Origin of the sequence: Streptomyces decoyicus, assembly GCF_019880305.1 — a bacterium.
GTDB classification, from domain to species: domain Bacteria; phylum Actinomycetota; class Actinomycetes; order Streptomycetales; family Streptomycetaceae; genus Streptomyces; species Streptomyces decoyicus.
Window position 1 is genome coordinate 8,079,769 of sequence record NZ_CP082301.1, and the last position, 24,758, is coordinate 8,104,526.

Annotated in this window: 18 protein-coding genes; 10 read left to right on the forward strand and 8 right to left on the reverse strand. The window is 71.1% G+C overall.

Translation table 11 applies throughout. The features are described from left to right. Nucleotides 1-133: 133 nt before the first annotated feature. Nucleotides 134-1,693 (forward strand): alpha/beta hydrolase, encoded by a 1,560-nt coding sequence (locus K7C20_RS35305; protein WP_167352522.1) that lies wholly within the window; start codon nucleotides 134-136, stop codon nucleotides 1,691-1,693. Between the two features lie 59 nt (nucleotides 1,694-1,752). On the opposite strand, the gene K7C20_RS35310 is transcribed toward K7C20_RS35305, so the two are convergent. Continuing rightward, entirely contained in the window at nucleotides 1,753-3,573 is a 1,821-nt protein-coding gene (locus K7C20_RS35310; protein ID WP_078953335.1) for a TIGR03767 family metallophosphoesterase, read from the reverse strand. Between the two features lie 442 nt (nucleotides 3,574-4,015). On the opposite strand from K7C20_RS35310, the gene K7C20_RS35315 reads away from it, so the two are divergent. Then, the gene (locus K7C20_RS35315) at nucleotides 4,016-4,783 is read left to right on the forward strand and encodes an HIT domain-containing protein (protein ID WP_160328738.1); all 768 of its coding nucleotides are present in this window, start codon (nucleotides 4,016-4,018) and stop codon (nucleotides 4,781-4,783) included. A gap of 118 nt (nucleotides 4,784-4,901) precedes the next feature. On the opposite strand, the gene K7C20_RS35320 is transcribed toward K7C20_RS35315, so the two are convergent. Then, nucleotides 4,902-5,648, reverse strand: a complete 747-nt coding sequence (locus tag K7C20_RS35320) for a hypothetical protein (RefSeq protein ID WP_048829138.1) — start codon at nucleotides 5,646-5,648, stop codon at nucleotides 4,902-4,904. 460 nt (nucleotides 5,649-6,108) lie between these two features. Between K7C20_RS35320 and K7C20_RS35325 the strand changes: the two genes are divergently transcribed. From K7C20_RS35325 to K7C20_RS35335, 3 genes are read left to right on the forward strand one after another with little or no spacing between them, the layout of a single operon-like run. After that, complete coding sequence (locus K7C20_RS35325) at nucleotides 6,109-8,004, forward strand: glycoside hydrolase family 5 protein (RefSeq protein ID WP_048829151.1); 1,896 nt, start codon at nucleotides 6,109-6,111, stop codon at nucleotides 8,002-8,004. A gap of 45 nt (nucleotides 8,005-8,049) precedes the next feature. After that, entirely contained in the window at nucleotides 8,050-8,481 is a 432-nt protein-coding gene (locus K7C20_RS35330; RefSeq protein WP_030079100.1) for a GNAT family N-acetyltransferase, read from the forward strand. 42 nt (nucleotides 8,482-8,523) lie between these two features. After that, nucleotides 8,524-8,820 carry a PASTA domain-containing protein gene (locus tag K7C20_RS35335; protein WP_245171419.1) on the forward strand — a complete coding sequence of 99 codons (297 nt, stop codon included), beginning with the start codon at nucleotides 8,524-8,526 and terminating at the stop codon, nucleotides 8,818-8,820. Between the two features lie 31 nt (nucleotides 8,821-8,851). Here K7C20_RS35335 and K7C20_RS35340 read toward each other — a convergent pair whose 3' ends face one another. Together K7C20_RS35340 and K7C20_RS35345 are read right to left on the reverse strand one after the other, a co-directional pair. Beyond that, nucleotides 8,852-10,000, reverse strand: coding sequence for a Glu/Leu/Phe/Val family dehydrogenase (locus tag K7C20_RS35340; RefSeq protein WP_030079095.1), 1,149 nt, complete (start codon nucleotides 9,998-10,000; stop codon nucleotides 8,852-8,854). Nucleotides 10,001-10,048: 48 nt separating this feature from the next. Next, nucleotides 10,049-12,955, reverse strand: a complete 2,907-nt coding sequence (locus K7C20_RS35345) for an FAD-binding and (Fe-S)-binding domain-containing protein (RefSeq protein ID WP_030079093.1) — start codon at nucleotides 12,953-12,955, stop codon at nucleotides 10,049-10,051. Between the two features lie 185 nt (nucleotides 12,956-13,140). On the opposite strand from K7C20_RS35345, the gene K7C20_RS35350 reads away from it, so the two are divergent. Beyond that, nucleotides 13,141-14,055: a LysR family transcriptional regulator gene (locus K7C20_RS35350; RefSeq protein ID WP_030079091.1), complete on the forward strand. Its 915-nt coding sequence runs from the start codon at nucleotides 13,141-13,143 to the stop codon at nucleotides 14,053-14,055. 77 nt (nucleotides 14,056-14,132) lie between these two features. Here K7C20_RS35350 and K7C20_RS35355 read toward each other — a convergent pair whose 3' ends face one another. After that, nucleotides 14,133-15,530, reverse strand: a complete 1,398-nt coding sequence (locus K7C20_RS35355) for an amino acid permease (protein WP_209443968.1) — start codon at nucleotides 15,528-15,530, stop codon at nucleotides 14,133-14,135. A 321-nt stretch (nucleotides 15,531-15,851) separates the two neighbouring features. Then, entirely contained in the window at nucleotides 15,852-16,808 is a 957-nt protein-coding gene (locus K7C20_RS35360; RefSeq protein WP_053209602.1) for a LysR family transcriptional regulator, read from the reverse strand. Nucleotides 16,809-16,990: 182 nt separating this feature from the next. Here K7C20_RS35360 and K7C20_RS35365 point away from each other — a divergent pair, with 182 nt between their 5' ends. The 4 genes from K7C20_RS35365 to K7C20_RS35380 all read left to right on the forward strand — a co-directional run bounded on the left by K7C20_RS35365 (nucleotide 16,991) and on the right by K7C20_RS35380 (nucleotide 23,282). After that, nucleotides 16,991-18,160, forward strand: a complete 1,170-nt coding sequence (locus tag K7C20_RS35365; RefSeq protein ID WP_030079083.1) for an NAD(P)/FAD-dependent oxidoreductase — start codon at nucleotides 16,991-16,993, stop codon at nucleotides 18,158-18,160. 26 nt (nucleotides 18,161-18,186) lie between these two features. After that, on the forward strand, nucleotides 18,187-19,578 hold the full coding sequence (hglS, locus tag K7C20_RS35370; protein ID WP_053209589.1) for a 2-oxoadipate dioxygenase/decarboxylase: 1,392 nt from the start codon (nucleotides 18,187-18,189) through the stop codon (nucleotides 19,576-19,578). Nucleotides 19,579-19,624: 46 nt separating this feature from the next. Further along, nucleotides 19,625-21,154, forward strand: a complete 1,530-nt coding sequence (amaB, locus tag K7C20_RS35375) for an L-piperidine-6-carboxylate dehydrogenase (protein WP_053209590.1) — start codon at nucleotides 19,625-19,627, stop codon at nucleotides 21,152-21,154. Nucleotides 21,155-21,509: 355 nt separating this feature from the next. Continuing rightward, the gene (locus K7C20_RS35380; RefSeq protein ID WP_053209591.1) at nucleotides 21,510-23,282 is read left to right on the forward strand and encodes a M28 family peptidase; all 1,773 of its coding nucleotides are present in this window, start codon (nucleotides 21,510-21,512) and stop codon (nucleotides 23,280-23,282) included. A gap of 126 nt (nucleotides 23,283-23,408) precedes the next feature. Here K7C20_RS35380 and K7C20_RS35385 read toward each other — a convergent pair whose 3' ends face one another. Both K7C20_RS35385 and K7C20_RS35390 read right to left on the reverse strand, forming a co-directional pair. Beyond that, nucleotides 23,409-23,735 carry a hypothetical protein gene (locus K7C20_RS35385; RefSeq protein WP_030079073.1) on the reverse strand — a complete coding sequence of 109 codons (327 nt, stop codon included), beginning with the start codon at nucleotides 23,733-23,735 and terminating at the stop codon, nucleotides 23,409-23,411. Nucleotides 23,736-23,861: 126 nt separating this feature from the next. Continuing rightward, entirely contained in the window at nucleotides 23,862-24,704 is an 843-nt protein-coding gene (locus tag K7C20_RS35390; protein WP_030079071.1) for a DUF1206 domain-containing protein, read from the reverse strand. Nucleotides 24,705-24,758: the final 54 nt, after the last annotated feature.

Genomic DNA, 24,758 nt, shown 5'->3' on the forward strand with positions numbered 1-24,758 from the left:
TGAGTGACTGGCGCGTCCCGAGGGTGGTCCTGGTGCCACCCCGGAAACGGGTACCAGGGTGATCGAACTCGGGCTCCGGAGAGCCGAGGATCCCTGTCATGGCAGCGCACCTCGCGCGCCGATGGGAGGATCGATGTCCGCGTTCAGAAAACCACGGTGGCCGGTGGCCGCCCTGTCGGGAACCGTGGCCGCCGTGCTGATGTCCGCGGTGCTGCCCACCGCGCCGCCGGCCCGGGCGGCGGTCCCGTCCGGGCCGTCCGTACCGGCGCGCTACGCCCATCAGCACCTGAACTGGCAGCCCTGCGCGGCGAAACCGGCACTGGAGTGCGCCCGTATGACCGTGCCGCGCGACTGGCACCATCCGGGCACCGGGGCCGATCTCACCGTCGAGGTGTCCCGGCACCGGGCCGCCGACCCTGCCCGGCGACGTGGGGTGCTGATGATGGCGGCGGGCGGGCCGGGGGCGTCGGGGCTGACTCGGCCCGCGGACTTCGCCGAGCGGTCGCCCGCGGTGGGGGCCGTGTATGACGTGGTCGGCTTTGACCAGCGCGGCATCGGCAGCAGTACGCCCGCGCAGTGCCAGACCGACGCCGAATTCCAGGACTTCTACGCCCACGACTTCCGCGACCGCTCGCCTGCGGCCCTCCGCGGTGTCCTGGACCGGTCGCGGCGGCTCGTCGCCGGCTGCCTGCGGCACAGCGGCGATCTGGTCCCCTGGCTGACCACCGACCAGGCGGTGCGCGACATGGACCTGTTCCGCGCACTGCTCGGCGCGCGCAAGATCTCCTATTACGGGCCCTCGTACGCCACCTGGCTCGGTGCGTACTACGCGACGGAGTTCCCGGGGCGCATCGAGCGTGCCGTACTGGACAGCAACTTGGACTTCAGCGGCACATGGCAGGAGGCCGAAGGAGGCCAGCCGGGAAGCTTCCAGCGCCGCTTCGAGCAGGACTTCCTGCCCTGGATCGCACGGAACGACGCCACATACCACTACGGGCGCACCGCGGCCGAGGCGAAGGCGAGGTGGGAGGCGCGCCGCCGGGCCCTGCGCGACCATCCGCTGACCGTCGGTGCCCTGACGATCGGCCCCAACCAGCTCGACAACGCCACGATCCAGAACATCTACAACGCGCACCGGCAGTTCCCGCAACTGGCCTCCGCGCTCAGCACCCTCGACCACTGGCCGTCCGCCACACCGGCCGAGCGCGCCCTGGTCGCGAAGCTCTTCGAGCACTATCTGTCCCCGGGTTTCGCCGCCGCGTTCTTCTCGGTGACCTGCAACGACACACCGTGGCGCCGTGACATCGGCTACTGGCTCGACCGCAGTGCGAAGGACACCGCGTCCCACCCGCTCGTCGGGGCGCGCGAACTCGCCTACGCGGCGACCTGTGCGGCCTGGCCGGTGGCCGCCGCGCCCCGCATCCGCGTCACCGGACGGGGCCTGCCCACCACCTTGATGCTCAACTCGGTGCACGACCCGGCCACGTACTACGAAGGCGCCCGCGCGGCGCACCGTGCGCTGCGCGGTTCACGGCTGGTGACGGTGACGGGCGGCGGTGACCACGGCCAGTACCAGAACGGCAATGCGTGCGTGGACGGCATCGTGGACGCCTATCTTCTCGGCGGAGCGGCTCCGGACCGTGACGTGAGCTGCGCGGCCGGCCCGCCGCCGGTGCCGTCGGGACGCGGCTGAGGACGACCGGCGGGGACTGGTGAGGAGCTGCGGATAGCGGAGAGGGCCGGTGGCCCGTGTCAGGCCCGGCGAACCAGGAGTTCGGTGTTGCGGTCCGCCGCGGTGCCCGCCATTGCTTCGTGGACGCCGTCGGTCAGACCGGTGGCGAGGCCGGGAGCGTTGTAGGACAGCTCACGGTAGAGCGAAGCGAGGCCGACGGACGAGAGGTCGTCGAAGTCCGTGTGGTGCGGGGCGGCGGACTCGATGAGGGTGGTGAACAGGGACAGCGTCCCGTCGTGGTTGTCCACGAGTTCGATGATCCGTGCGTGCTGGGGATAGTCCACGTGCGAGGCGGTGTTGACCTCCCAGAAGGAGCGCGCGGCCGTCGGATGGGCATGCGGCGTGATGCGGTTCACGTGGCTGTGGCCGTTGATCCAGGCCACCACGTTCGGGAACCGGCTCAGCAGGGCGATGACGTCCTGGCCGTCGTGCCGCTTCTCCTCCGCACGGGCCGCGTCGGGGCGCCGGGTCATGCTCGGGCTGTGGTGGTGGCTGAACACCAGGATGTGCGCGTCGTCGGCGCCGGTGTTGCGCACCAGCCGGCCGTCCGCGTCGTAATGGCGCGAGCTGTGGGCGGCCAACGTCCGTTCCAGCCATTGGAGTTGCCCGGCGCCCAGGGATCCCTCGTAATGGCCGCTGCGGTACGTGGTGTCGATGCTGATGCCGATGACACCCTCGGCGACGGCGAAGGAGTAGTACATCCGGTCGTCGTCGAGGTGGTCCTCGGTGTAGCCGTGCCCGACCGGTCCCGCTCCGGCGAAGGCCGGGTCCAGATGTGCCCGCAGGTACTCATGAGGCGTGAACATCCGGCGGCGCTCGTCGGCGGTCACGGTGCGTGCGCGGGCGGCGTTGTGGCGGAGGATCTCCTTGAGCACGGTGCTCTTGGGGTCGCCGCCGGTTTTCAGCACCTTGGCGAAGGCGGCGACGTCGGTGTCCGGCACGGCGAACAGCTTGCGCGCCCCGGTGACGTAGTCCGCCAGCATGGGGTCCTGCGGGGCCAGACAGCCACCCGGCAGGTCGTCGTGGTTGCCGGGCGTCGAGTACCAGGGCACGCGCAGACCGGGGCTGACGACCGGGCGCATGGCGGCTTCGAGGTAGCCGGGGACCGCCGGCAGGCCGCGTCTCTTGTCCTGGTCGCGCAGGTTGTCGTCCGGGTGCCAGTACAGCGCCAGGCCCGAGTTCTGCACGCCCTCGAACGACGTCGGGTCACCGGTGTTGGGTGTGATGCGGCCGCCGCTCATGAGGGTGAGGAACCACTCCAGCTCCCTCATGGAGTGGTTGTCGATGTTGTCGCCCGTGGACATGACGAAGGCCGGCGGCCGCCCGGTGTGGGGTCCGCCGCCGACCGCGTTGGCCTGTTCCACCAGCGACACCGCACCGGCCACCGACAGCGCCTCCTGCGCCCGCCACGACCCCGGCGATCCGGCGCGCAGGTACTCGGTGCGCAAGGGACTCTGGACGTCGGCCACATGGAGGTCGGTGAACTGGACGAAGCACGCCAGAGCGGTCCGCCGGTCCTGACGTCCGGCCGCGGCGGGGGCGAGTTCGCCCCGGACGACCAGAGGCCATCCGGGACCGGAGGTGATGCGGCGGTAGCCGCCGCTGCCGACGAGTCGGGCTGCCGTGTCCAGCGTGGTGGCCGCGAACGGTGCCGCTCGCCGTCCGGCGGGGCGGGCCGGCGACGTACGGCCGAGCGACTGCGCGTGTGCGGTGCCCGGAGCCCCGCTGCTGCTGCGCTGGCCCGGCAGTGCCAGGGCGGCACCGGTTCCGGCGACGGCGGCACCGGAGGTGAGGAGGAAGCGACGACGGTTGGGGGGAAGGTGGGTTGCGATACCGGCCATGAGGCCCTCCGAGCCGTGGCCGGTCTGCCTGACCACAGTCATGTGTCACCAAGCGGAATGTCTCATTCCAAAGCTTCCGCGGTGAGCGTGACCAGAAGCTGAACGGTCCCGGAACTGGGCACACCTATTGCCCGTCGGTATGGGCGGCGGCCCCTCGGCCGCGCCCACCGGAACGCGCTCCTCCGGGCTCCGGGCCCCGGCCTCCGGGCGACGGCCTCCCCGCCGTTGCCTCCGGAGGGAGCGGTCGTTGAGAGGTCGTTCACGACTTCAGGGGCAGTGGAGAGAACCTGGCTGTGTGCCGATCTCATGGGCCGGCCGATGCCATGTCATGTACATCTGTCGGAGGGGAATCCACGCCCGCTGACGGCACTCATGCGCCGGCACCGCGCGGGAACGGGTCTCCCGTCCATGCGGTCCCCGTCTCCCCATGACAGGAGAGGTCATGCCCACCACCGTCGCACCGGTCCGGATCACGTCCTACGGCGCCCGCTGGGGTGCCCCGCCCCGGCATGACACCGGCGCACTCGTGCTGGACGTCCGTGACTGGAAGTGGGACCCGGCCGACACCGCTGTCACCGCGCCGCTGGTCCCGCTGACGGGCCTGGACCCCGACGTACGTGACTATGTCCTGTCCGATCCGGAGGCGCGGAGGGCCGTCGAGCGCACCGGCCGTCAGGTGCTCGCCCTGCAACGGGCCGCCGCTGAGGAGGCCGTTCACCTGTATGTCGCCTGCTGGTACGGCCGCCACCGCGCTCCCGCCGTCGCGCGGGCCGTCGCGGACTGGCTCGCCGCCCACGGCACCGCCGCCGACGTCGAGCACCGCGACATCACCCGCCCGCTGATCCACCGCGAACCCGCCAGACAACTGGAGTCATGCGTGTTCTGCCGCATTGCCGCCGGCGCCGCGCCCGCCCAGCTCGTCCGTGACTGGCCGGATGCCCTGGCGATCGTGCCCCGCCGCCCGGTCACACCCGGCCACCTCCTGGTCGTCCCGCGCCGCCACGTACGGGACGTGACGACCGACCCCGCCGTGACCGCCGCGGTGATGCAGCGCGCGGCGGAGCTCGGCGCGGAGCTGGCGGGCGACCTGAACCTCATCACGGCGGTCGGCCCGGCGGCGACACAGACGGTCTTCCACGCCCATGTCCACCTGGTCCCCCGACGCCACAGTGACGGCCTGCCGCTGCCCTGGACCCCGCAACAGCAGTGACGAGGTGACGGGGGCCGCCGACCTGCGCAGAGAGCGCCGCCGGCAGCTCCTGACGGTCACTTCCGCGGGACCGGCGGGCACTGCGGCCGGGCCGGGCGGCCGGGCCGGGCGGCTCCGCTCACCCCCATGAGCCAGGGGCCTCCTGGTCTTCTTGTCCGGCCCGGCGAGCACCGTGACCCAGGTTGAGGGCGGTGGGGAGGTCGACGGACGGGTCGAGGGAAGCATCGATACGGACGTGCAGCAGCGGTCCGCCGCCCCGGAAACATGTGGTGCCGAGGGCCGCGTCGAGCCGGGCGGCGGCTGCCGCGGTGACCGTGATGCCGGTGTTCATCCGCAGCGCGGCGGCGTCGGTGTCGATGGATGCGTTGATGCGCGGCCGGGTGAAGGTGCCGAGGGTGATGCGCGCGCCCCGGTCCAGGACGGCACTGAGGGTGCCTTGGCTGAGGTTGCCGACGAAGCCGGTGACCCTGGCGACCTTCTTGGTCTTGATGTTGATCAACGCGATACCGGCCCGGGTGAACCGGAGCTCGCCGCCGACCTTGCCGCCGCTGTTGGTGACCGCACCGCCCCTGATGCCGAGGCTCATGCCGCCGGTGGAGTAGTGGGGGCTGATCTGGCCATGAGTGTCGATCTCGGCGACCGCCACGCCGCGGGCCCTGAGTGCGGCAAGGAGGGCCGGCGGTGCGTCGAAGCGGGCCCAGCCGCCCCGGACCGGGACCTCGGTGTTGCCGGCGAGGCGGGTGGTGGCGGCCCGGCGGTCGGACGCGCCGGTGGCGGCAGAAGGGCTCGCCGGGGCAGCGGCGGCTGTGAGAAGAGCGGTGGTGAGCGCCAGAACGGCAGCCGTGGCGAGAGGGCGAGCGCGCATGCATGTCCCTTTCTCCGGTGGGAGCGAGTGCCTGCGGATGCCTGCACGGCACCCGATTCCGTGATGGAGCGGTCACCCTACGTGCTCACCGTGGCGGTTCCGTGGCGGCCGTGGTGCGCCAGGCCGGGCTGTACGCCGCCCAGCCCTATGGCGGCGCCGTCCTGGCGGGCGGATGTCGGGTGCGTGGCCGGCGCTTCCCTCGGGGCCCGGCCGGCACCTGCCCGCATCGTCCGTGCCGGGTGCCGGGTGCCGGGTGCCGTGACCGGGGCCGAAAGCGGCCGCATGGATATGGCCCCGTCAACCACTCGTCGGTAGCTTGTCGATGCCCCGTCGGCGGTGCCGCCGCCGCGGGGCTGCTCGCCGGACGAACCGACGGACACCACCGACGAAACAGGCAGATGACGTGAAGCCCTTCTTGCGTTCGGCGTGCGGTGCCGTGACGCTGTGCCTCGCCCTTGTCATGGCGGGCCTCGGCGCCCCCGGCACGGCCACGGCGCAGGTCATGCCGGACGCATCCGCCGCCGGATCGTCGTCCGCACGAAAAACCGCCGTGGCGTGGACGGCTCCGCTGTCCACCAGAGGCCGCTACATCGTCGACGCCGACGGCAAGCGGTTCCGGTTGAAGTCGGGGAACTGGGACGGCGCGCAGGGCTCCTGGAACGGTGCGGGGGACATCGACGACGACGCCGGTCACCACAGCGGCCAGAACTCCCACGGCATCCCGCTCGGCCTCGACCGCGTGGGGGTGGCCTCCCTGCTGCGCGACTTCCATGCACTGGGCCTCAACAGCATTCGGCTGCCGTTCTCCAACGAGATGATCCACTCCGTGGCCCCGGTGCCCGATGCCGCGGTCGCCGCCAACCCGCACCTGCGCGGCAGGACCCCGCTCCAGATCTTTGACGCGGTGATCGCGGCCCTGACCGCAGAGGGCTTCGCCGTCATCCTCAACAACCATACGAACAGCACCCGTTGGTGCTGCGGCCTCGACGGCAACGAACGATGGAACAGCCGCCGGACCACGCGGGAATGGGCCGACGACTGGGTCTTCATGGCCCGCCGCTACCAGGACAACGGCCGTGTCGTGGGAGCGGACCTCTACAACGAGGTGCGCCGCGACATCTGGGACGACCCCAACTGGGGCCTGGGCGACAACCACGACTGGCAGGCCGCCGCCCAGGAAGCGGCGGACCGGATCCTGACCGAGGCCAACCCCCGTCTTCTCCTCATCATCGAGGGCATCAACTGGACCGGTCTGCCGGTGGACGGGCTGCCGCACGGCCGCCCCACCCTCGCCCCGGTCCGTACGCTCTCGCACACCCTCGTCCGCTCCGGGAAGCTCGTCTACTCGGCCCACTTCTACGGCTACACCGGCCCGCACCACAGCGGCGCCACCGGCGTGGGGGAGACCAGCGACCCCCGCTATCAGGACCTGACCGGCGATCAGCTGCGCGCCGTGCTGCACGACCAGGCGTTCTTCGTCTCCGCCGAGAGCGGGCAGCATTTCACCGCGCCCCTGTGGATCAGCGAATTCGGTATCGGCTCCGACGAGTCCGGCCCGGCGGCCCGCACCTGGTTCGCCGGTCTGACGGACTACCTTGCCGCCACCGACACGGATTTCGCCTACTGGCCGCTCGTCGGCTGGAGCACCGACCGCCAGGGCCGCCCGGCCGGGGACAGCTGGGCCCTGCTGCGGTACGACAACGCCGGGGGCCGCACCGGGGTCCTGGACGGCGGCGACTGGCGGGCGGCCGCGTGGCACCGGCTGATGACGGCACCGCAACGGACGGGACCGGTGTCACCGACCCCCGCTTGGCACATGCTGACCCTCGACCACCGCGACTTCATCCAGTCCCTGAGCACACGCGCCCTGGGCGACTGGGACAGCGGAGCCCGCAAGGCGGCCTGCCCCGACGGCGAACGGCTGATCGGCCTCAGCCACACCCGGGGCCGCGGGCTGTGCACCGATGCCCCCACCGCGGGCGATCTGCGCACACCCGGCAGCGCCCCCGAGGTCGTACGTGATGAGCGGTACGTCCCCGCGGGGGGAGACTGGGCCCCCGGCTACAGCAAACTCCAGTGCCCCGAACGGCACTTCCTCACCGGCTACAGCCTGCGCGGCGCGAAAGTCTCCGCCGCCTTGTGCATGCCCGCCCGCGCCTCGCTCGGCAGGACAGCGGAGACCCTCTGGTTCGACCGCGGCGACCACCGCCCGCCCGGCGACCCCGGCGGCGACTTCGCCCACGGCCACTACAAAGGGCAGTGCCCGTCCGACGCCTACGCGGCAGGTATCGCCTACACCAGCCGCCCCGGACACCAGGGCAGCCCCGATGCCCTGCTCTGTCGGTCCCTGGCATAGGCTGCCCGGTCATCACGGCAGAGGCAGGTATTACCCTCCACGATCATGATCGCGCGCAGGGGTGACGGGTACGAGATGGCCATCGATCCGGACCGTCTCGACATCGACCTGATACACCACTGGCTCTCGACCGATGCGTTCTGGGCGCTGGGACGCAGCCGCGAAACCGTTGAGCGGTCGGTGCGCGCTTCTCTCAACTTCGGCCTCTACGACGCCGACGGGGCGCAGGCTGCCTATGCGCGAGTCGTCACGGACCTGTCGACGTTCGCATGGCTCTGCGATGTCTACGTCGCTCCCGCGCACCGCGGCAACGGGCTCGGCACCTGGCTGGCCACTGCGATCCGCGACCACCTCGCCCCCTACGAGCTGAAGCGGGTACTGCTGTCCACCTTCGATGCTCACGAGGTGTACGCCAAGGCCGGCTTCGTCCCCTTCCCGCATCCTGAGAATTTGATGATCCTGGGTCCGGAAGAGTGAAGTCCTGCGGTGACCGTTGCCCTTGGTGATCGTTCTCCGGTGATGAAGAGAATCGTCACTGCCTCGGTCCTTGCCCTGTGCTGCCTGGTTCCCGCCGTTCCGGCGCATGCCGACGGGCCCGAGAAGATGCCGCGCGTGGCGGGCCAGGGGCTGGTCCCCGCCTACGCTGCCCTCCGCTACGACACCTCCGTCCAGCTGAAGGACGGGCGCGGCGCGGGCCGCCATGTGCTGTGGCCCGCGGCCTGGAAGGTGTGTGCGCAGAACCCGGAGGCGGGTACGCCCCTCCAGGGCCGGCGGGTCACGCTCACCGTGGTCAAGCGCGAGGAGTCGTGCCGGTAGCGGTGCGCGCGCCCGTTCCGCCGGCCGGGTGTCAGTCGCGCGGGATGCGCCCCTTGCTGTGCATGGCGGTGCGGACGCGTTCCTCGGCCAGCCGGCGGCCGGCGGCATGCGGCGTGACGTCCTGACGCCGGGCTTCGTCCAGGACGCTCACGGCGTTGGCTCGCAGCCTCGTCGAGACCGTCTCGACGATGCCGGCCGTGTCGGGCCGGAATCCGGAGTAGCGGGCGTCCATGGCGAAGGCTGCTGCGACCACGCCTCCGGCGTTGGCCACGAAGTCGGGGAGCACGGTGACACCACGCGCGGCGAGGATGCCCTGGGCCTCCGCGGAGGTGGGCAGATTGGCTCCCTCCACAAGGATCTTCGCCTTCACTTCGTGCGCGGAGGTGCGGGTGAGGACGTCCTGCAGGGCGGCGGGCACCAAGATGTCGCAGTCCACGGCGAGTTCGGCGCCCGGAGCCAGCGCGGTGGCGGCGGAGTGGCGGGTGACGAAGTGGTCGCCGTGTTCGTCGCGCGCCGCCAGCAGCGCATCGACGTCGAGGCCGCTGGGGTCGTGCAGCGCCCCGTGGGCGGTGGACACCGCCACGACCGTGGCACCGAGTTCGGCGAAGCGCCGGGCGGCCGCGCTGCCGACCGCGCCGAAGCCCTGCAGGGCGACCCGTGAGCCGCTCAGTGGCAGCCCCAGATGCTGTGCCGCGGCGTCGGCCGCCTCGGCGACGCCGTAGCCGGTGATTCCGAGCTTGTCGTAGGCCACGCCGCCGAGGTGTTCGGGGGTGCCGACGGCGGCGCCGCGGTCGCCCAGTTCGTCCTGGATGATGGCGGCGTCGCTTTCGGTCAGGCCCATGTCGAGTCCCATCACATACTCGCGGGGCACCTCGTTGGACAGTGCGCGGGCGAAGGCGCGCAGCACCGCTTCCTTGTCGCGGGACGCGGGATCGGCGACGATGCCGGCCTTGGCGCCGCCGTAGAAGAGGTCGACGGCGGCCCACTTCCACGTCATGACACGGGCCAGCCGGGACACCTCGTCGACGGTCACGCCGGGGCTCATGCGGGTGCCGCCCTTGCCGATGCCGCGGGCGGTGTTGTCGATCACCAGGACGCCCTTCATGCCGGTGCGCCGGTGCGAGACGACGACGATCTTCTCGGGGCCCCACTCGTCGACGAGAGAGAGTGCATCAGTCACGGGTGTGTTCCTTGTCGGTAGGAAGGAAGAAAGGACGGGGAGCGCGGATCAGGCGGAGGTGTCGGTGGGCGGCAGTGCCTGGGCGATCAGCTCGGCGATATGGGTGCCGCTGCGCGGGGTCTGCTGTGCGATCTGGGTGCGGCAGCTGAAGCCGTCGGCCAGGATCCGGGTCTCGTCCGTGGCCGAGCGCACTGCCGGGAGAAGTACCTGTTCGCCCGCGGCCACCGACACGTCGTAGTGGTCGCGTTCAAAACCGAAGTTGCCGGCGAGCCCGCAACAGCCGGAATCGAGCGTGGTGTTGTCGATGCCCATGCGGGCCAGCAGCGTGCTGTCGGCGCCGAAGCCGGACGTGGCGTGCTGGTGGCAGTGGGTCTGGCTGATCGAGCGGGCCTCGATCCGCGGGGGCTGCCAGCCGGGCGTGTGGTGGACGAGGAGTTCGGCGAGGGTGCGGGTGGCCCGGGAGAGAGCGCGGGCGTCCTCGTTGCCGTCGAGAAGCTCGGGGAGTTCGCTCTTGAGGGCCGCGGTACAGCTCGGCTCCAGTCCGACGACGGGTATGCCGGCGCTGACGGCGGGGGCAAGGGCTGCGGTGGTCCGCCGGGCGACACGGCGGGCGATGCCGAGCTGCCCGGTGGTGATCCAGGTGAGCCCGCAGCACTGGGTGCCGTCGGGGACCTGCACCCGGTACCCGGCGTGCTCCAGGACGGCCACGCCGGCTTTGAGGACGTCGGGGCTGAAGTGGTTGTTGAAGGAATCGACCCAGAGCAGGACCGGGCCGCGCCGGCCGTCGCCCTCGGGTGTGCGGCGGCGGAACCAGGTCAGGAAGGTCTGATCGGCGAAGCGGGGGAGGTCGCGCTGCGCGGCGATGCCGCCCAGCCGTTTGAGAGCCGGGGCCAGACGGGAGGAGGTGAGCGCGTTGACCAGGCCGGGAACCCGGGCGGCCGGCCGGGACAGCAGCGGCAGCCAGCCCATGGTGTAGTGCGAGGCGGGCCGCAGGCGTCCCTTGTAGTGGTGGTGGAGGAACTCTGCCTTATAGGTGGCCATGTCCACTCCGGCGGGACAGTCGGCGCTGCATCCCTTGCACGACAGGCACAGATCGAGGGCCTCGCGGACCTCGGTGGAACGCCAGCCGTCGGTGATCACCTCTCCCTGGGTCATCTCGTACAGGAGACGGGCCCGGCCGCGGGTGGAGTCCTTCTCGTCCCGGGTGACCCGGTAGCTGGGGCACATCACATCGCCGCGGTGGTCCGCGGAGCGGCACTTGCCGACGCCGACGCAACGGCGGGTGGCCTTGGCGAAGTCACCGTCGTCGGCGTGGAAGGGGAAGACTGTGGTCAGGGGCAGGGGAGTGCGGTGCGGGCTGACGCGCAGGTCGCCGTCGACGGGCAGCGGCTGCACGATCATCCCGGGATTGAGGCCGTTGTCGGGGTCCCAGATGGTCTTGAACTCCTCGAAGAGGGCGATGATCTCGGGTCCGTACATCAGGGGCAGCAGCGCGGAGCGGGCCTGGCCGTCGCCGTGCTCGCCGGACAGCGAACCGCCGTGGGCGGCGACCAGCCGGGCGGCATCGGCGAGGAAGGCGCGGAAGACGGCGGTGCCCTGCTCGGTGGTGAAGTCGAAGTCGATGCGGACGTGCAGACAGCCTTCGCCGAAGTGCCCGTAGACGGCGCCCTGGAGCTCATAACGGTGCAGCAGATCGGTGAACTCGCGCAGATAGGAGCCGAGTTGGTCGGGCGGGACGGCCGCGTCCTCCCATCCGGGCCAGGCTTCGGAACCGTCGGGCGTCCTGGTGGCCAGGCCCGCTCCGTCCTCGCGGATCCGCCACAGGCCACGAGCCCGTACGGGATCGGTGATGATCTCGCTGCCGGTACAGCCCGGGGCCCGGTGCGCGGTCTCCACCAGCGCCTCGGCCTGCTGGGGCAGTGCGTCCGCCGGGCCGCCGAGTTCGGCGAACAGCCAGGCCTGTGCGGTCGGCAGGCTGTCGACGGCAGCCCGGGTGGCGGGCCGGGTGACGATGTCGGTCAGCGCGTGGTCGAGTCCCTCCAGCGCCAGCGGCTCGTGCTTGAGCAGTGCGGGGACCGCGTCGGCCGCGGCACAGGCGTCCGAGAAGCCGAGGACGACCAGGGCCCGCGCGGGCGGCGGCGCCACGAGGCGGACGGTCGCCGAGAGGATGACGGCCAGCGTGCCCTCGCTGCCGACGAGGGCTTTGGCGAGGTGGAAGCGCCGCTCGGGCAGCAGATGTTCCAGCGCATAGCCCGACACCTGCCGTGGGAACTGCCCCAGCTTGGTGCGCAGCGCCGCCAGATTGCGCTGGGCGAGACGGTGCAGGGAGGCGATCAGCTCACCGCGGTCGTCTCCCGCCGCGATGGCCTCGTCGATCTCCTCCTGGGTCATCTCGCCGAGCCGGACCACCGTACCGCGGTAGGTGGCCACTTCGAGTTCCACGATGTTGTCCGCGGTGCGGCCCCAGGCGAGCGAGTGCGAGCCGCACGCATTGTTGCCGATCATGCCGCCCAGGGTGCAGCGGCTGTGCGTGGAGGGGTCGGCGCCGAAGAGCAGGCCGTGCGCGGCGGCGGCCTTCTGGAGTTCGTCCAGCACGATGCCGGGCTGCACGGTTGCGGTCCGGGCGTGCGGATCCAGTGCGGTCAGCCGGTGGAAGTAGCGGGAGAAGTCGAGCACCACGCCCGCCCCGAGGGCCTGCCCGGAGGTGCTGGTGCCCGCTCCGCGTGCGGTGATCGGCACCCCCAGGCGACGGCATACGGCGAGGGCGTTGAGGATGTGCTGCCGCTCGCGGGGGAAGACCACGGCCAGCGGGACATGGCGGTAATTGGAGGCATCGGCCGCGTACTGAGCCCGGTGACCGGCGTCGCCGGAGACCTTGCCGCAGTCCCCCTGGCCGAGGGCCTCGGCCACAGCTGCCGCGTCGGGGCCACCGAGGCCCTGCGCTGTCGTCGTCACCGTGCTGCTCCTTTGTGCTCACCGGTCGCCTTCGGCCTGGTCCCGTCCACGATGCGGGCCGCCGCGGGCACGGGACAAGGCCCAGCAGAACGAAAGAATTCATGCTTGAGGGCAAGGAAAAATTATGCTCGCCAGCGAGGGTGGCTGGTGTTTATGCTCGCCTCCCGCGTTCTTGGGAGCCCGCGTTGCTGAAGCCACTGCATCTGCTCACACTGAAGGCCGTCGTCCACAGCGCCTCGTTCGCCCTGGCGGCCCGCGACCTCGGCTACACCGCGTCCGCCATCTCGCAGCAGATCTCCGCCCTGGAGAAGGAAACCGGGCTGGTGCTGTTCGAGCGGGAGGCGCACGGGATCCGTCCCACGGCCGCAGCCCACCGACTGGTCGACCTCAGCACCCACGTACTGGCGGCCATGGACGATCTGGACCACCAGGTGCAGGAGCTCGCCACCGGTGTCACCGGCCGGCTGCGGCTGGGCAGCTTCCCCACCGCCGACGTCCGGCTGGTGCCCGCCGCGCTGTCCGCCCTCGTCGAAAGCCATCCACGCGCACAGATCCAGCTGGAGGAGGGCGAGCCCGAAGAGCTCATCACCGCGCTCAGCCACGGCGATCTCGATGTCGCGCTCGTCTACGAGTACGGGCTCAGCCCCCGCCAATGGCCCGACGGACTGACCCGTCATCACCTGCTGAGCGAGGACCTCGTCCTGCTCAGGGCCCGCGACAGTGGCCTGAGCGCGCAGCTGTCCCAGCTGTCCCGGGCCCGCTGGATCACCAGCCGGGAGGACACCGCCGGGGCCCGGTCGTTCGTCCGTCTCTGCGCGGCCGCGGGATTCGACGCCGCCGTCGCCTTCCGCAGCAACAACTACGACGTGGTGCGGGAGCTGGTGTCGGCAGGACTCGGCGTGGCCGTGGTCCCGGCGCTCGGCCATGTGCCCGGCGAGGGCATCGAGGCCACCCGGGTCACCCAGCGCTCCGCACACCGCAGGGTGATGGCGCTGCACCGCAGCGAGAACAGCAACCCGCTGCTCCCCACCGTCCTCAGCTGTCTGCGGGGGGCGGTGCCCGCCGGCGAGCCGTATCTGCACCCGGCGGACGACGAGTGAGGTCCGGCCGACGGCGGGTACCGCCGCTCCCGGGGCGGGGGAGCGGCGGCACACCGGCGCCGTCGGCCGACCGCTTCTCAACGGGCCGGTGCGGGCTCGGGTTCGTCGGACTCGGTCATGTCGTCCAGGGCGTCGAGATCCACCGAGCCGCCCGGCATGACCTTGCGGGTGCGGCGGTAGCCGTACGCGGCGTAGATGATCAGGCCCACGACCAGCCAGCCGCTGAGCCGCACCCAGGTCTCCCACTGGAGGAACGACATCAGCCACACGGAGAAGGCCATGCCGAGGACGGGCACCACCGGCATCCCCGGGCAGCGGAAGGCCCGCTTGAGGTGGGGCTTGCGGTAGCGCAGCAGCAGCACGGAGGCGGAGACCACCACGAACGCCAGAAGCACTCCGATGTTGGTGAGTTCGGCGACCGCGTTGATGGGCAGCAGACCGGCCAGCACGGCCGAGACGATGCCGATCAGCCAGGTGGCGCGGTGCGGAACCTTGCGCCGGGGGTGGATGGCACCGAACCACGCGGGCATCAGCCCGTCGCGGCTGAGCGCGTACCACAGGCGCGAGGCGCCCATCATGAAGGAGAAGGTCACGGTGACGATGCCGATGACCGCGCCGACGGCGATCACGTTGGCCAGCCCGCTCATCCCCACGCTCTGGAACGCGCTGGCGATGCCACTGTTCGGATTGAGCTTGCTGTAGTGCTGCATCCCGGTGAGCACGATGCAGACCAGCACGTACAGCACCATGGAGACCGCCAGCGACAGCATCATCGCCTTCGGCAGCTTGCGCCGCGCCTCCACCGACTCCTCGGCGGCCGTGCTCAACGCGTCATAGCCGAACACGGCGAAGAAGACCGTCGCCGCCCCGGTGAAGGCCCCGCCGAATCCGAACGGCGCGAAAGGATGCAGATTGCCGCTGTCGACCTTGGTGAAGCCGACCACGATCACCAGCAGCACGATGGCGATCTTGATGACGGTCAGTACCGTCTCCACCCGGGCCGACGTGCGGGTGCCGCGGTTCAGCAGCCAGGCCACGCCGAGACAGATCGCCACCGCGAGCAGATCGACCCGGTGGCCGGCTCCGGTGCCGGGGGCGCCCAGCGCCCAGGCCGGCAGGTGGATGCCGACGGCCTGGAGCAGAAATCCCAGATAGCCCGACATCCCGATCGCCACGACGGCGACGATGGCGGTGTACTCCAGCAGCAGGTCCCAGCCCACGATCCAGCCCACGATCTCCCCGAGAACCGCGGCGCAGTAGGTGTAGGACGAGCCGGCCTTCGGCACCATTCCCGCGAACTCGGCATAGGCGAAGGCCGCACAGAGCGAGGCGGCACCGGCCACGAGAAACGAGACGAGGACGGCGGGGCCGGCGACGTCCCGGGCGACGGCCGCGGCCAGGCTGAAAATGCCGGCCCCGATGATGGCGCCGATGCCGATCATCGTCAGCTGGGTGAGGCCGAGGGTGCGCACCATGCGCTCACCGGTGGGCTGTTCATGGGGAAGTGTGCGCCTGAAAATTCCCTGGGGGCCTCTTCCCAGCAACGCCGGGAGGGGAGATTTCGGGGTGTGATGGGGGGACATCGCTCGCTCCCTGTCAGGCAACGGCGGCACGACGGGCCACCGTCGTGGCGTGGGTCACCACTGGCCTGAAACCATCACTCACGATCCTCCCCGGCAAAAGGGATCCCAGCGCGACAACTTGCGTGGCTGAGGGCAAGCAGTACTGGTGCCGGAGCGCCGCAGGGCGAGAAGGCCGGGCTCTCGTGTAAAGGGCACCTTGTTCGGCGAATCGGGTCAACTCCTCCGCGAGGCGGGCTTGTCGGCCCCGCGCCGCGGCCGGGCGGAGGTGTCGTGCCGGGCCCCGCACACCGCCCGCAGGACCTCGACCAGCGCCGCCACGGTGGGCCGGTGTTCGACGGAGGAACGGCACATCACCACGATGTGCCGCTCGACCTTCTCCCGCAGCCGTACGACATCGAGGCGGGACGCGCGCAGGCCGAGCATCAGGTCCGTCACCGTGCTCAACCCGATACCCGCCTCGACGAGCGCCAGCGTGGCCGCGGTATCGGTCACTTCGTGCTGGACACGGGGTTCGATGCCCGCTCGTCGGCAGGCGGTGCGCACCGCGCGGCCGTAGTAGCTGTCGGCGGACGGCAGGATCCACCCCAGATCCTGTGTCTCCGCCAGGCCCACCGCCTCGCGTCCGTCCATGGATCCGGCGGGCACCGCCAGCGCGAACCGCTCGCGGTACAGCTGCCGCACCTGGAGAGCGGGCTCGCGCGGAATGGGCACGTCCGGGTAGTCCAGGCCGAGCGCCAGGTCCACCGCTCCGGACGCGACCGCGTCGTGCACCTCGTCCACATCCATATCGCGGCTGTGCACCGTCAGCCCGGGATGGACCCGCCGTACCTCCTGTAGCGCCGGCGGCAGGAGCTCGGCGGCTGCCGTGGCGAACAGCCCTACCTGGAGCACCCCGGCAATCTCCTGGCGGGTGCGCTCCAGAGCCTCGACGGCCTCCGCCTCCGTCGACAGGATCCGCTCGGCGTGACACGCCAGCGTCCGGCCGGCGTCGGTGAGCTCCACCCGCCGCCCGACCCGCCGCAGCAGCTCCATGCCCGCGGCCTTCTCCAGCGCGGCGATCTGCTGGGAGACCCCGCCGGGCGTGTATCCAAGGGCCTGTGCCGCCGCAGTGATCGTTCCGCGCCGGGTCAGCTCCACCAGGGACCGCAGCTGGGCACTCGTCCAGTCCATATAGAGATCGTAATAGATCAGACGCACTAACTGTTCGTAGACGTCAACGGTTGCCGTGCTGCACGATGACGGGCAGCTAGCTGATCAGCTCTTCTTGCCATGCACCGACAGCCCCAGCCCATGCGCCGGACGGATGCCCCCGGCGCCGGCTTCGGCCTCTGGAAGGGATCGGCCTCTTGTCCATGTCCTCCATGTCCCGCACCGTGCCGCCGACCGCCGACGTCGTGATCGTCGGCGGCGGTGTGATGGGCACCAGCATCGCGTACCACCTGGCCGAGGCCGGGGTGCACCACATCGTCGTCATCGAGCGCGGCGAGCTGGGCAGCGGCAGCTCCGGCAAGCCGATCGGCGGAGTACGGGCGCAGTTCTCCGACCCGCTCAACATCGAACTCGGCAGCAGGAGTCTGCGCGCCTGGCAGGACTTCGGGCAGCGCCCCGGCGCCGACATCCGGCTGGACAGCGTCGGCTATCTCTTCGCGCTCACCAGCGATCAGCAGACCGCGGATTTCGAGACCGCCGTCCGGATCCAGAACAGCCTCGGCGTCCCCAGCCGCATGATCGGCCCCCGCGAGGCACACCAGCTGTGTCCCTACCTCAGCACCGACGGGCTGGTGGCCGCCGCCTACTCCCCGACCGACGGCCACGCCCGGCCCGGACTCGCGGTTCAGGGCTATGCGCGCGCCGCAGCACGGGCCGGTGTCGCCTTCGCCACGCACACCACCGTCACGGGCCTCGACACCACCGGCGACCGGGTCACTGCCGTCCACACCGATCACGGCCGGATCTCCTGTTCCACGGTCATCTGCGCCGCGGGCGCCTGGTCCGAGCGGCTCGGCGCGATGGCGGGCGTCCACCTCCCGGTGCGCCCGGTGCGCCGCCAGCTCGCCTTCACCGCGCCGCTCGCGCCGCCCGCCCCGCGTATCCCGTTCACCATCGACTTCGCCTCGACGGCCTACTTCCACAACAGCGACGACGGACTGCTGTTCGGCCTCGCCGACCCCGCCCAGGCCGACGGCTTCGACACCACCTGGACACCGGACTGGCTCCAGCTGTTCCGCACCGCCGTACAGCGCCGGGCCCCCGCTCTCGCCGACATGGAGACCACCAGCGGCTGGGCCGGACTGTACGAGGTCACCCCGGACCACAACGCACTGATCGGACGCGCCGGCGCGCCGCACAACTTCCTGTACGCCACCGGGTTTTCCGGCCATGGATTCCTCCAGGCCCCCGCCGTCGGCGAGATCATGCGCGATATCCACCTGGAGCGCACCCCGTTCATCGATGTCACCCCGTTCTGCGCCGACCGCTTCACGACCGGTGTGCAGACCCGCCCCGAAATCCACGTGGTGTGAACCCCCCGAAGGAAGGACGACCCGCGATGATCAGCCAGTGGCAACTGCGCGCCGCATTCGCCCAGCGGCTCTCGGACATGTACGGGCGGGAGGTGCCCGCCTACACCACGCTCGTGGAGGTCTCACGGGAGGTCAACGAGGACGTGCTACGGGCGCAGGGGGCCGATGCCGAGCGCCTGGGGTCCATCAGCCGGGTGACCGCGGAACGGCACGGAGCCATCCGCGTCGGCACTCCCGAGGAACTCCGGCAGGTCGCCCGCATCTTCGGCGCCCTGGGCATGCACCCGGTCGGCTTCTACGATCTGCGCGAAGCCGCCGCCAGCGCGGTACCCGTCGTGTCGACCGCGTTCCGCCCCGTCGACGGCGAGGAACTGGCACGCAACCCGTTCCGCGTCTTCACCTCCATGCTCACCCCCGCCGACCCCCGGTTCTTCGACCCCGACCTGCGCGCCCGTCTGGAGAACTTCCTGGCCGGCCGTCAGCTCTTCCCCCCGGAACTGCTGGCCCTCGCCGACCGCGCGGAAGCCGCCGGGGAACTGCCCGACGCGGACGCCGAACGGTTCCTCCAACTCGCCGTGCGGGCCTTCGAACTGTCCCCGGAGCCGGTCGACCAGGCGTGGTACGCCACCCTGGAACGGGTCTCCGCCGTCGCCGCGGACATCGGGGGCGTGCGCAGCACCCATATCAACCACCTCACGCCCCGCGTCCTGGACATCGACGAGCTCTACCGGCGCATGACCGAGCGCGGCATCGAGATGATCGACACCATTCAGGGGCCGCCCCGCTGGAAGGGCCCCGACGTCCTGCTGCGGCAGACCTCCTTCCGTGCGCTCGCCGAGCCCCGCGCCCTGCGCACCCCGGACGGCGACGTGATCAGCGGAGCCCTGCGGGTGCGCTTCGGAGAGGTCGAGGCGCGCGGTATCGCCCTCAGCCGCGAGGGCCGGGCACGCTACGACCGGTTGCTCGCCCGCGTCGACGACCAGGCCGCCCGCCTGCCGCACGCCGGCCGGGCCGGACTCGCCCGCGCCTTGTGGGCGGAAGAACTTCCCGACAGCGAGCAGGCCCTCGCCGTACAAGGCCTGGCGCACTTCACCTATCACGTCGCGCCCGACCGCCCGCAGGACGGGAGCCGGCCGCCCACCGGGCTGCATGACCTGCTGGAGCAGGGCTGGGTCCGGGCCGAACCCCTCGTCTACGAGGACTTCCTGCCCCGCTCCGCGGCCGGCATCTTCCAGTCCAACCTCAGCGACGAAGGCTCCAGGAACCAGGACCAGCAGGGCGCCGCATACGACAGCGCATGGCTCTCCGACGCCCTCGGCCGCGATGTCCTGGACCCCTTCGGCCTCTACGAGGAGCAGCAGAACCGCTCCCTCGCGCAGGTCGCCCGGGAACTCGGACTCGATGCTGCACCCGCCTGACCCACCCGACCGCCACCCGCACCCCTCAACACCCCAAGGGAGCACCATGACCAGCACCCTCCTCCCCACCACCGAGGACCTGCGCACCCGTGCCCGCATCAGCCTGGCCGCCATCGGCGTCACCGTCCGGGAAGGGGGCGACTTCTCCGCCCGCAGCCCCATCACGGGCGAAGACCTCTTCGGTCTGCGTGCGGCCACCGCCGACGACACCGAGGAGGCCATCGCCGCCACCCGTGAAGCGTTCCTCACCTGGCGCACCACGCCGGCGCCCCGCCGCGGCGAACTCGTGCGCCGCCTGGGCGAGTTGCTGCGTGACCACAAGAACGAGCTGGCCGACCTCATCACCATCGAAGCGGGCAAGATCCGCTCCGAGGCGCTCGGCGAGGTCCAGGAAATGATCGACATCTGCGACTTCGCGGTCGGCCTCTCCCGCCAGCTCTACGGCCGTACGATCGCCTCCGAGCGCCCCGGCCACCGCCTCGCCGAGACCTGGCACCCCCTGGGCGTGGTCGGTGTCATCTCCGCATTCAACTTCCCCGCCGCGGTGTGGTCATGGAACACCGCCGTCGCCCTGGCCTGCGGCGACACCGTGATCTGGAAGCCCTCCGAGCTCACCTCGCTGATCTCGCTCGCCTGCGACCGGCTGCTGGCCCGGGCCGCCGAAGAGGTCGGCGCCCCCCGCGATGTGCACCGCCTGCTGCTGGGCGACCGCACCATCGGCGAGAAGCTCGTCGACGATCCCCGTATCGCGCTGATCAGCGCCACCGGCTCCACCCGCATGGGACGCGAGGTCGGCCCCCGCGTGGCCGCGCGCTTCGGACGGAGCCTGCTCGAACTCGGGGGCAACAACGCCGCCGTCGTCGCGCCCTCCGCCGACCTCGACCTCGCCGTCCAGGGCATCGTCTTCGCCGCGGCCGGCACCGCGGGGCAGCGCTGCACCACCCTGCGCCGGCTCATTGTCCACCGGGACATCGCCGACACCCTGATCGCACGGCTGACCGCGGCCTACCAGAAGCTCCCCATCGGCGACCCCTTCGACGAGACCACCCTCGTCGGGCCCCTCGTCTCGGCCGCCGCCCTGGACACCATGCAGGACGCCCTCACCCGGGCACAGTCCGAGGGCGGCAAGATCCTCGCAGGCGGCAACCGGCGCCTCGCCGAAGCCGCACCCCGGGCCGCTTACGTCGAGCCGGTCATCGTCCGCGTCGACGAACAGACCGACGTCGTCCGCGAAGAGACCTTCGCGCCCATCCTGTACGTGCAGACCTACGACACCCTGGAACAGGCCATCGCCCTGCACAACGACGTCCCGCAGGGCCTCTCGTCCAGCATCTTCACCCGCGACCAGCAGGAAGCCGAGTTCTTCCTGTCCGCGGAGGGGTCGGACTGCGGCATCGCCAACGTCAACATCGGCACCTCCGGCGCCGAGATCGGCGGTGCCTTCGGCGGCGAGAAGGAGACCGGGGGTGGCCGCGAGTCCGGCTCCGACGCCTGGCGCGCCTACATGCGCTCCGCCACCAACACCATCAACTACTCCAGCAGGCTCGCCCTCGCCCAGAACGTCAGCTTCCTGTAGCCGCGGGCGCGCACCAACGCCCCGTCGGCCCCGTCGACCGCCCCCGGCCTGCCTTGCGCAGGGCGGGGGTTCGTCATGGCCGGGGGCGTCCGAAGCCGCCCCGGGGCCGCGGCACGTGCCCGGATATCGGGCGCCACCTACCGTTTTTCGACAAATACCGCGTTGCGCTGGGACATCCGTTGACGCGATGGGTGCCGCGGTGTGATGGTACGGCGGCCTGAGTCATGGACATGCCGTTCTCCCGCCGCGCAGAGACTGCCCCACGCTGCCGAAGCCGGCCGGACGAAGACGCTGCCGTGGCCCGGTGCTCCACCAGAACCTCCGTCGGTAGCACTCCCTACCCCCTCAAGGAGCCATGGTGTTTCGAAGACTCGCGGTGGCCGGCGTATCCGTCGCCGTCACCATGGGAGCGGCCCTGCTGGCCGTAGCCCCCACGGCAGCGGCCACAGCGGAGACCAGCCCGCCACCCCACCCGCCCGCCTCCGCGATATCGGCCGCCGACCGGGCCGCCGATGCCCCGGACATCGACGTGACCAAGGTCCAGGCGCACCTCACCGAGCTGAACAACATCGCCACCCGCAACGGCGGCACCCGCAAATCCAGCGGACAGGGATACCGGGACTCCGTCGCCTACGCCAAGAGCAAGCTACAGGCGGCCGGTTACACCGTCACCGAGCAGCCCTGCACCTCCGGCTGCGCCTCCGGAGCCGGGCCCAACCTGATCGCCGAATGGCCGCAGGGCGACGCCACCAAGGTGTACATGTTCGGCGCCCACCTCGACAGCGTCGGGGCGGGACCGGGCATCAACGACAACGGCTCCGGCTCGGCCGCGCTGCTGGAGACGGCACTGACCCTCGCCGAACAGCACCCGACCATGGCGGCCCGCGTCCGGTTCGGCTGGTGGACGGACGAGGAGCAGGGCCTCAACGGCTCCGACTTCTACGTCCGTTCCCTCTCCTCCGCCGAGCGGTCGAAGATCAAGGCGTACTACAACTTCGACATGATCGCCTCCACCAACGGCGGCTACTTCATCAACCACCTCACCTCCTCCGCCGCCCAGCCGATGAAGGCGTACTGGGACTCCCAAGGTCTCCAGCCCGAGGAGAACACCGAGGGCGCCGGCCGCTCCGACGACTACTCCTTCGAGCAGGCGGGCATCCCCACCTCCGGATACGCGATGGGCGCCAGTGCCCGGAAGACCTCGGCGCAGGCGGCCAAGTGGGGCGGCACCGCCAGCCGTGCCTACGACCCCTGCTACCACCAGTCCTGTGACACCACCGGCAACATCAACGCCACGGGACTCAACCGCAGCGTCGACGGCATCGCCTACACCCTGTGGAAGCTCGCCGTCGGCGGCACCGCCCCGGCGAACGACTTCTCCCTGGCCGTCGGCCCCGCCTCCGGCAGCGTCGACCCCGGCGCCTCGGCCACCAGCACCATTTCCACGGCAACCACCAGCGGGTCCGCCCAGACGGTGGCGCTGTCGGCCTCGGGCGCACCGGCCGGTGTGACCGTCTCCTTCAGCCCCGCCTCGGTGACCTCGGGCAGCAGCTCCACCATGACGGTCGCCACGACGTCGAGCGCGGCGGCCGGCACCTACACCCTCACCGTCACCGGCACCGGGGCCGTCACCCACACCACGCCCTACACCCTGACGGTCAAGGGAGCCGGAGGCTGCACCGCCCAACAGCTGATGACGAACGGCGGATTCGAGAACGGCACCACACCCTGGACGGGCGACACCGGGGCGATCGGCGCGCACGCCGGCCAGTCCGCCCACGGCGGCAGCAGGTTCGCCTGGCTCGGCGGCTACGGCCGCTCCGCCACCGAATCCCTCGGCCAGTCGGTGACCGTGCCTGCCGGATGCAGCAAGGCCACCTTGACCTACTGGCTGCACATCGACACCGACGAGACCGACCGCGTCGCCTACGACACCTTCAAGGTCAAGGTGGGCAGCACCACCCTGACGACCCTCTCCAACATCGACGCATCGAGCGGCTACACCCAGCGCACCCTGGATCTGACCCCCTACATCGGACAGCGGATCACCGTGACCTTCGCCGCCGCCGAGGACAGCAGCCTCCAGACCAGCTTCGTCATCGACGACGCGGCCCTCCAGACCGGCTGACGTGACGGCCCGGAGGGGCAAGGAACACCCGGCTTGCCCCTCCGGTGTCACCTCAACCCTGATCAGTGAACAGGCCCGTACCGGGAGGCAGTTACATCTTCCGGCGGCCGGGGGGCCGGCGACACGTCAAGCGGTCGCCTCGTCCGTCGCGTAGCACGCGGCGGCGTAACGGCCCCGCTCGCCGGTGGGCGTCCAGCCGCCGGTGCCCCGGCCGGGGGCGGCGAGAGCGAAGCCGTTGTCGAGCAGCTTTTCGCCGAGGGCGGCGGCGGGGAAGTCGCTGCCGTCGGGTGTGTCCTCGACGGGCCACAGTGTGACGAGCAGGGCTTCGGTGTCGCCGGTGTCGGGTTCGCTGTCGAGGCTGGCGACTTCGAGGTGCCAGCGGCCCCTTCGTACAAAGGCCTCCGCGCGAAAGACGGCCGGCGCCGCCGGGGCGTTCTGGTGGGTCTCGGTCATACGACGGGGGCTCCTGTCAGGGGCGGGGAGTGCTGGACGTGGTGGACGGGCTGGGCGTGGTGGACGGGCTGGACGTGCGGGACGTGCTGTGATGATTCTGCGCGACGGCGGGCCTGCCTCATCCGTTCAGACGTTGCGCCACCGGGCCATCGCGAAGGAGAAGCCGCCGAACAGGGCCAGACCTGCGGCGATCGCGGCCAGCAGCCAGGGACCCGCCGAGGTGTCGGCGAGCGAGCGGAGCGTGTCGTCCATGCCCTTGGCCCTGCCGGGGTCGTAGGTGACCGCGGCTCTGACGACGAACGTGCCGGCAACTGCGAAGATGCCACCGCGGGCGATGCCACCCGCCACGCCGAGGACATCGATACCGCGCCTGACACGGTGCGACATTCCGCTCCGGTCGAGGTTCTCGTGGAACCTGCGCAGGATGGCCCGTACCGCGATCCAGATACCGGCCACGGCGACTCCCACGCCCGCGGCGGCCACCAGCCAGGGACCGCCGGGCAGGTCCAGCGCCTTGGCCGTGGCATCCCGGGACTGCCGGTCGCTCGCACCGCTCCCGCTGCCCTCCTTCCCCGCCGCGAACGACAGCACGGAGAACGACACCACGGCGTAGAAGAGGCAACGGGCGAGGGACAGCAGTCGCGTCCCCGCCTTGTGGCCCTCGGGCCCGGCCGCGCCGAACGCTGCCTCGGAAAGGCGCCACAGCGCCATTCCCGCCAGACCCAGGCCGAGCACCCATATCAGTACGTTGCCGAACGGCCGGGCGGCGATTTCCGTCAGCGCCCCGCCGCGATCGGCCTGCTCACCGGAGTCGCCGAACGCGATGCGCAGCGCCAGTACCCCCACGAGGAGGTAGATCACGCCGCGGGCCGCGAAGCCTCCGCGTGCCGCGGCCCGTACCGCCGAGCTGCGTGCGGCACGGTGAGCTGTGCGTCGTCCGATCTTTGGTACCGCAGTAGTCGATGGCATGTGTGACCTCCAGAGCGCTTCTGCCCCGTGGTCGGAAGTGCACTCCGGTGGCCC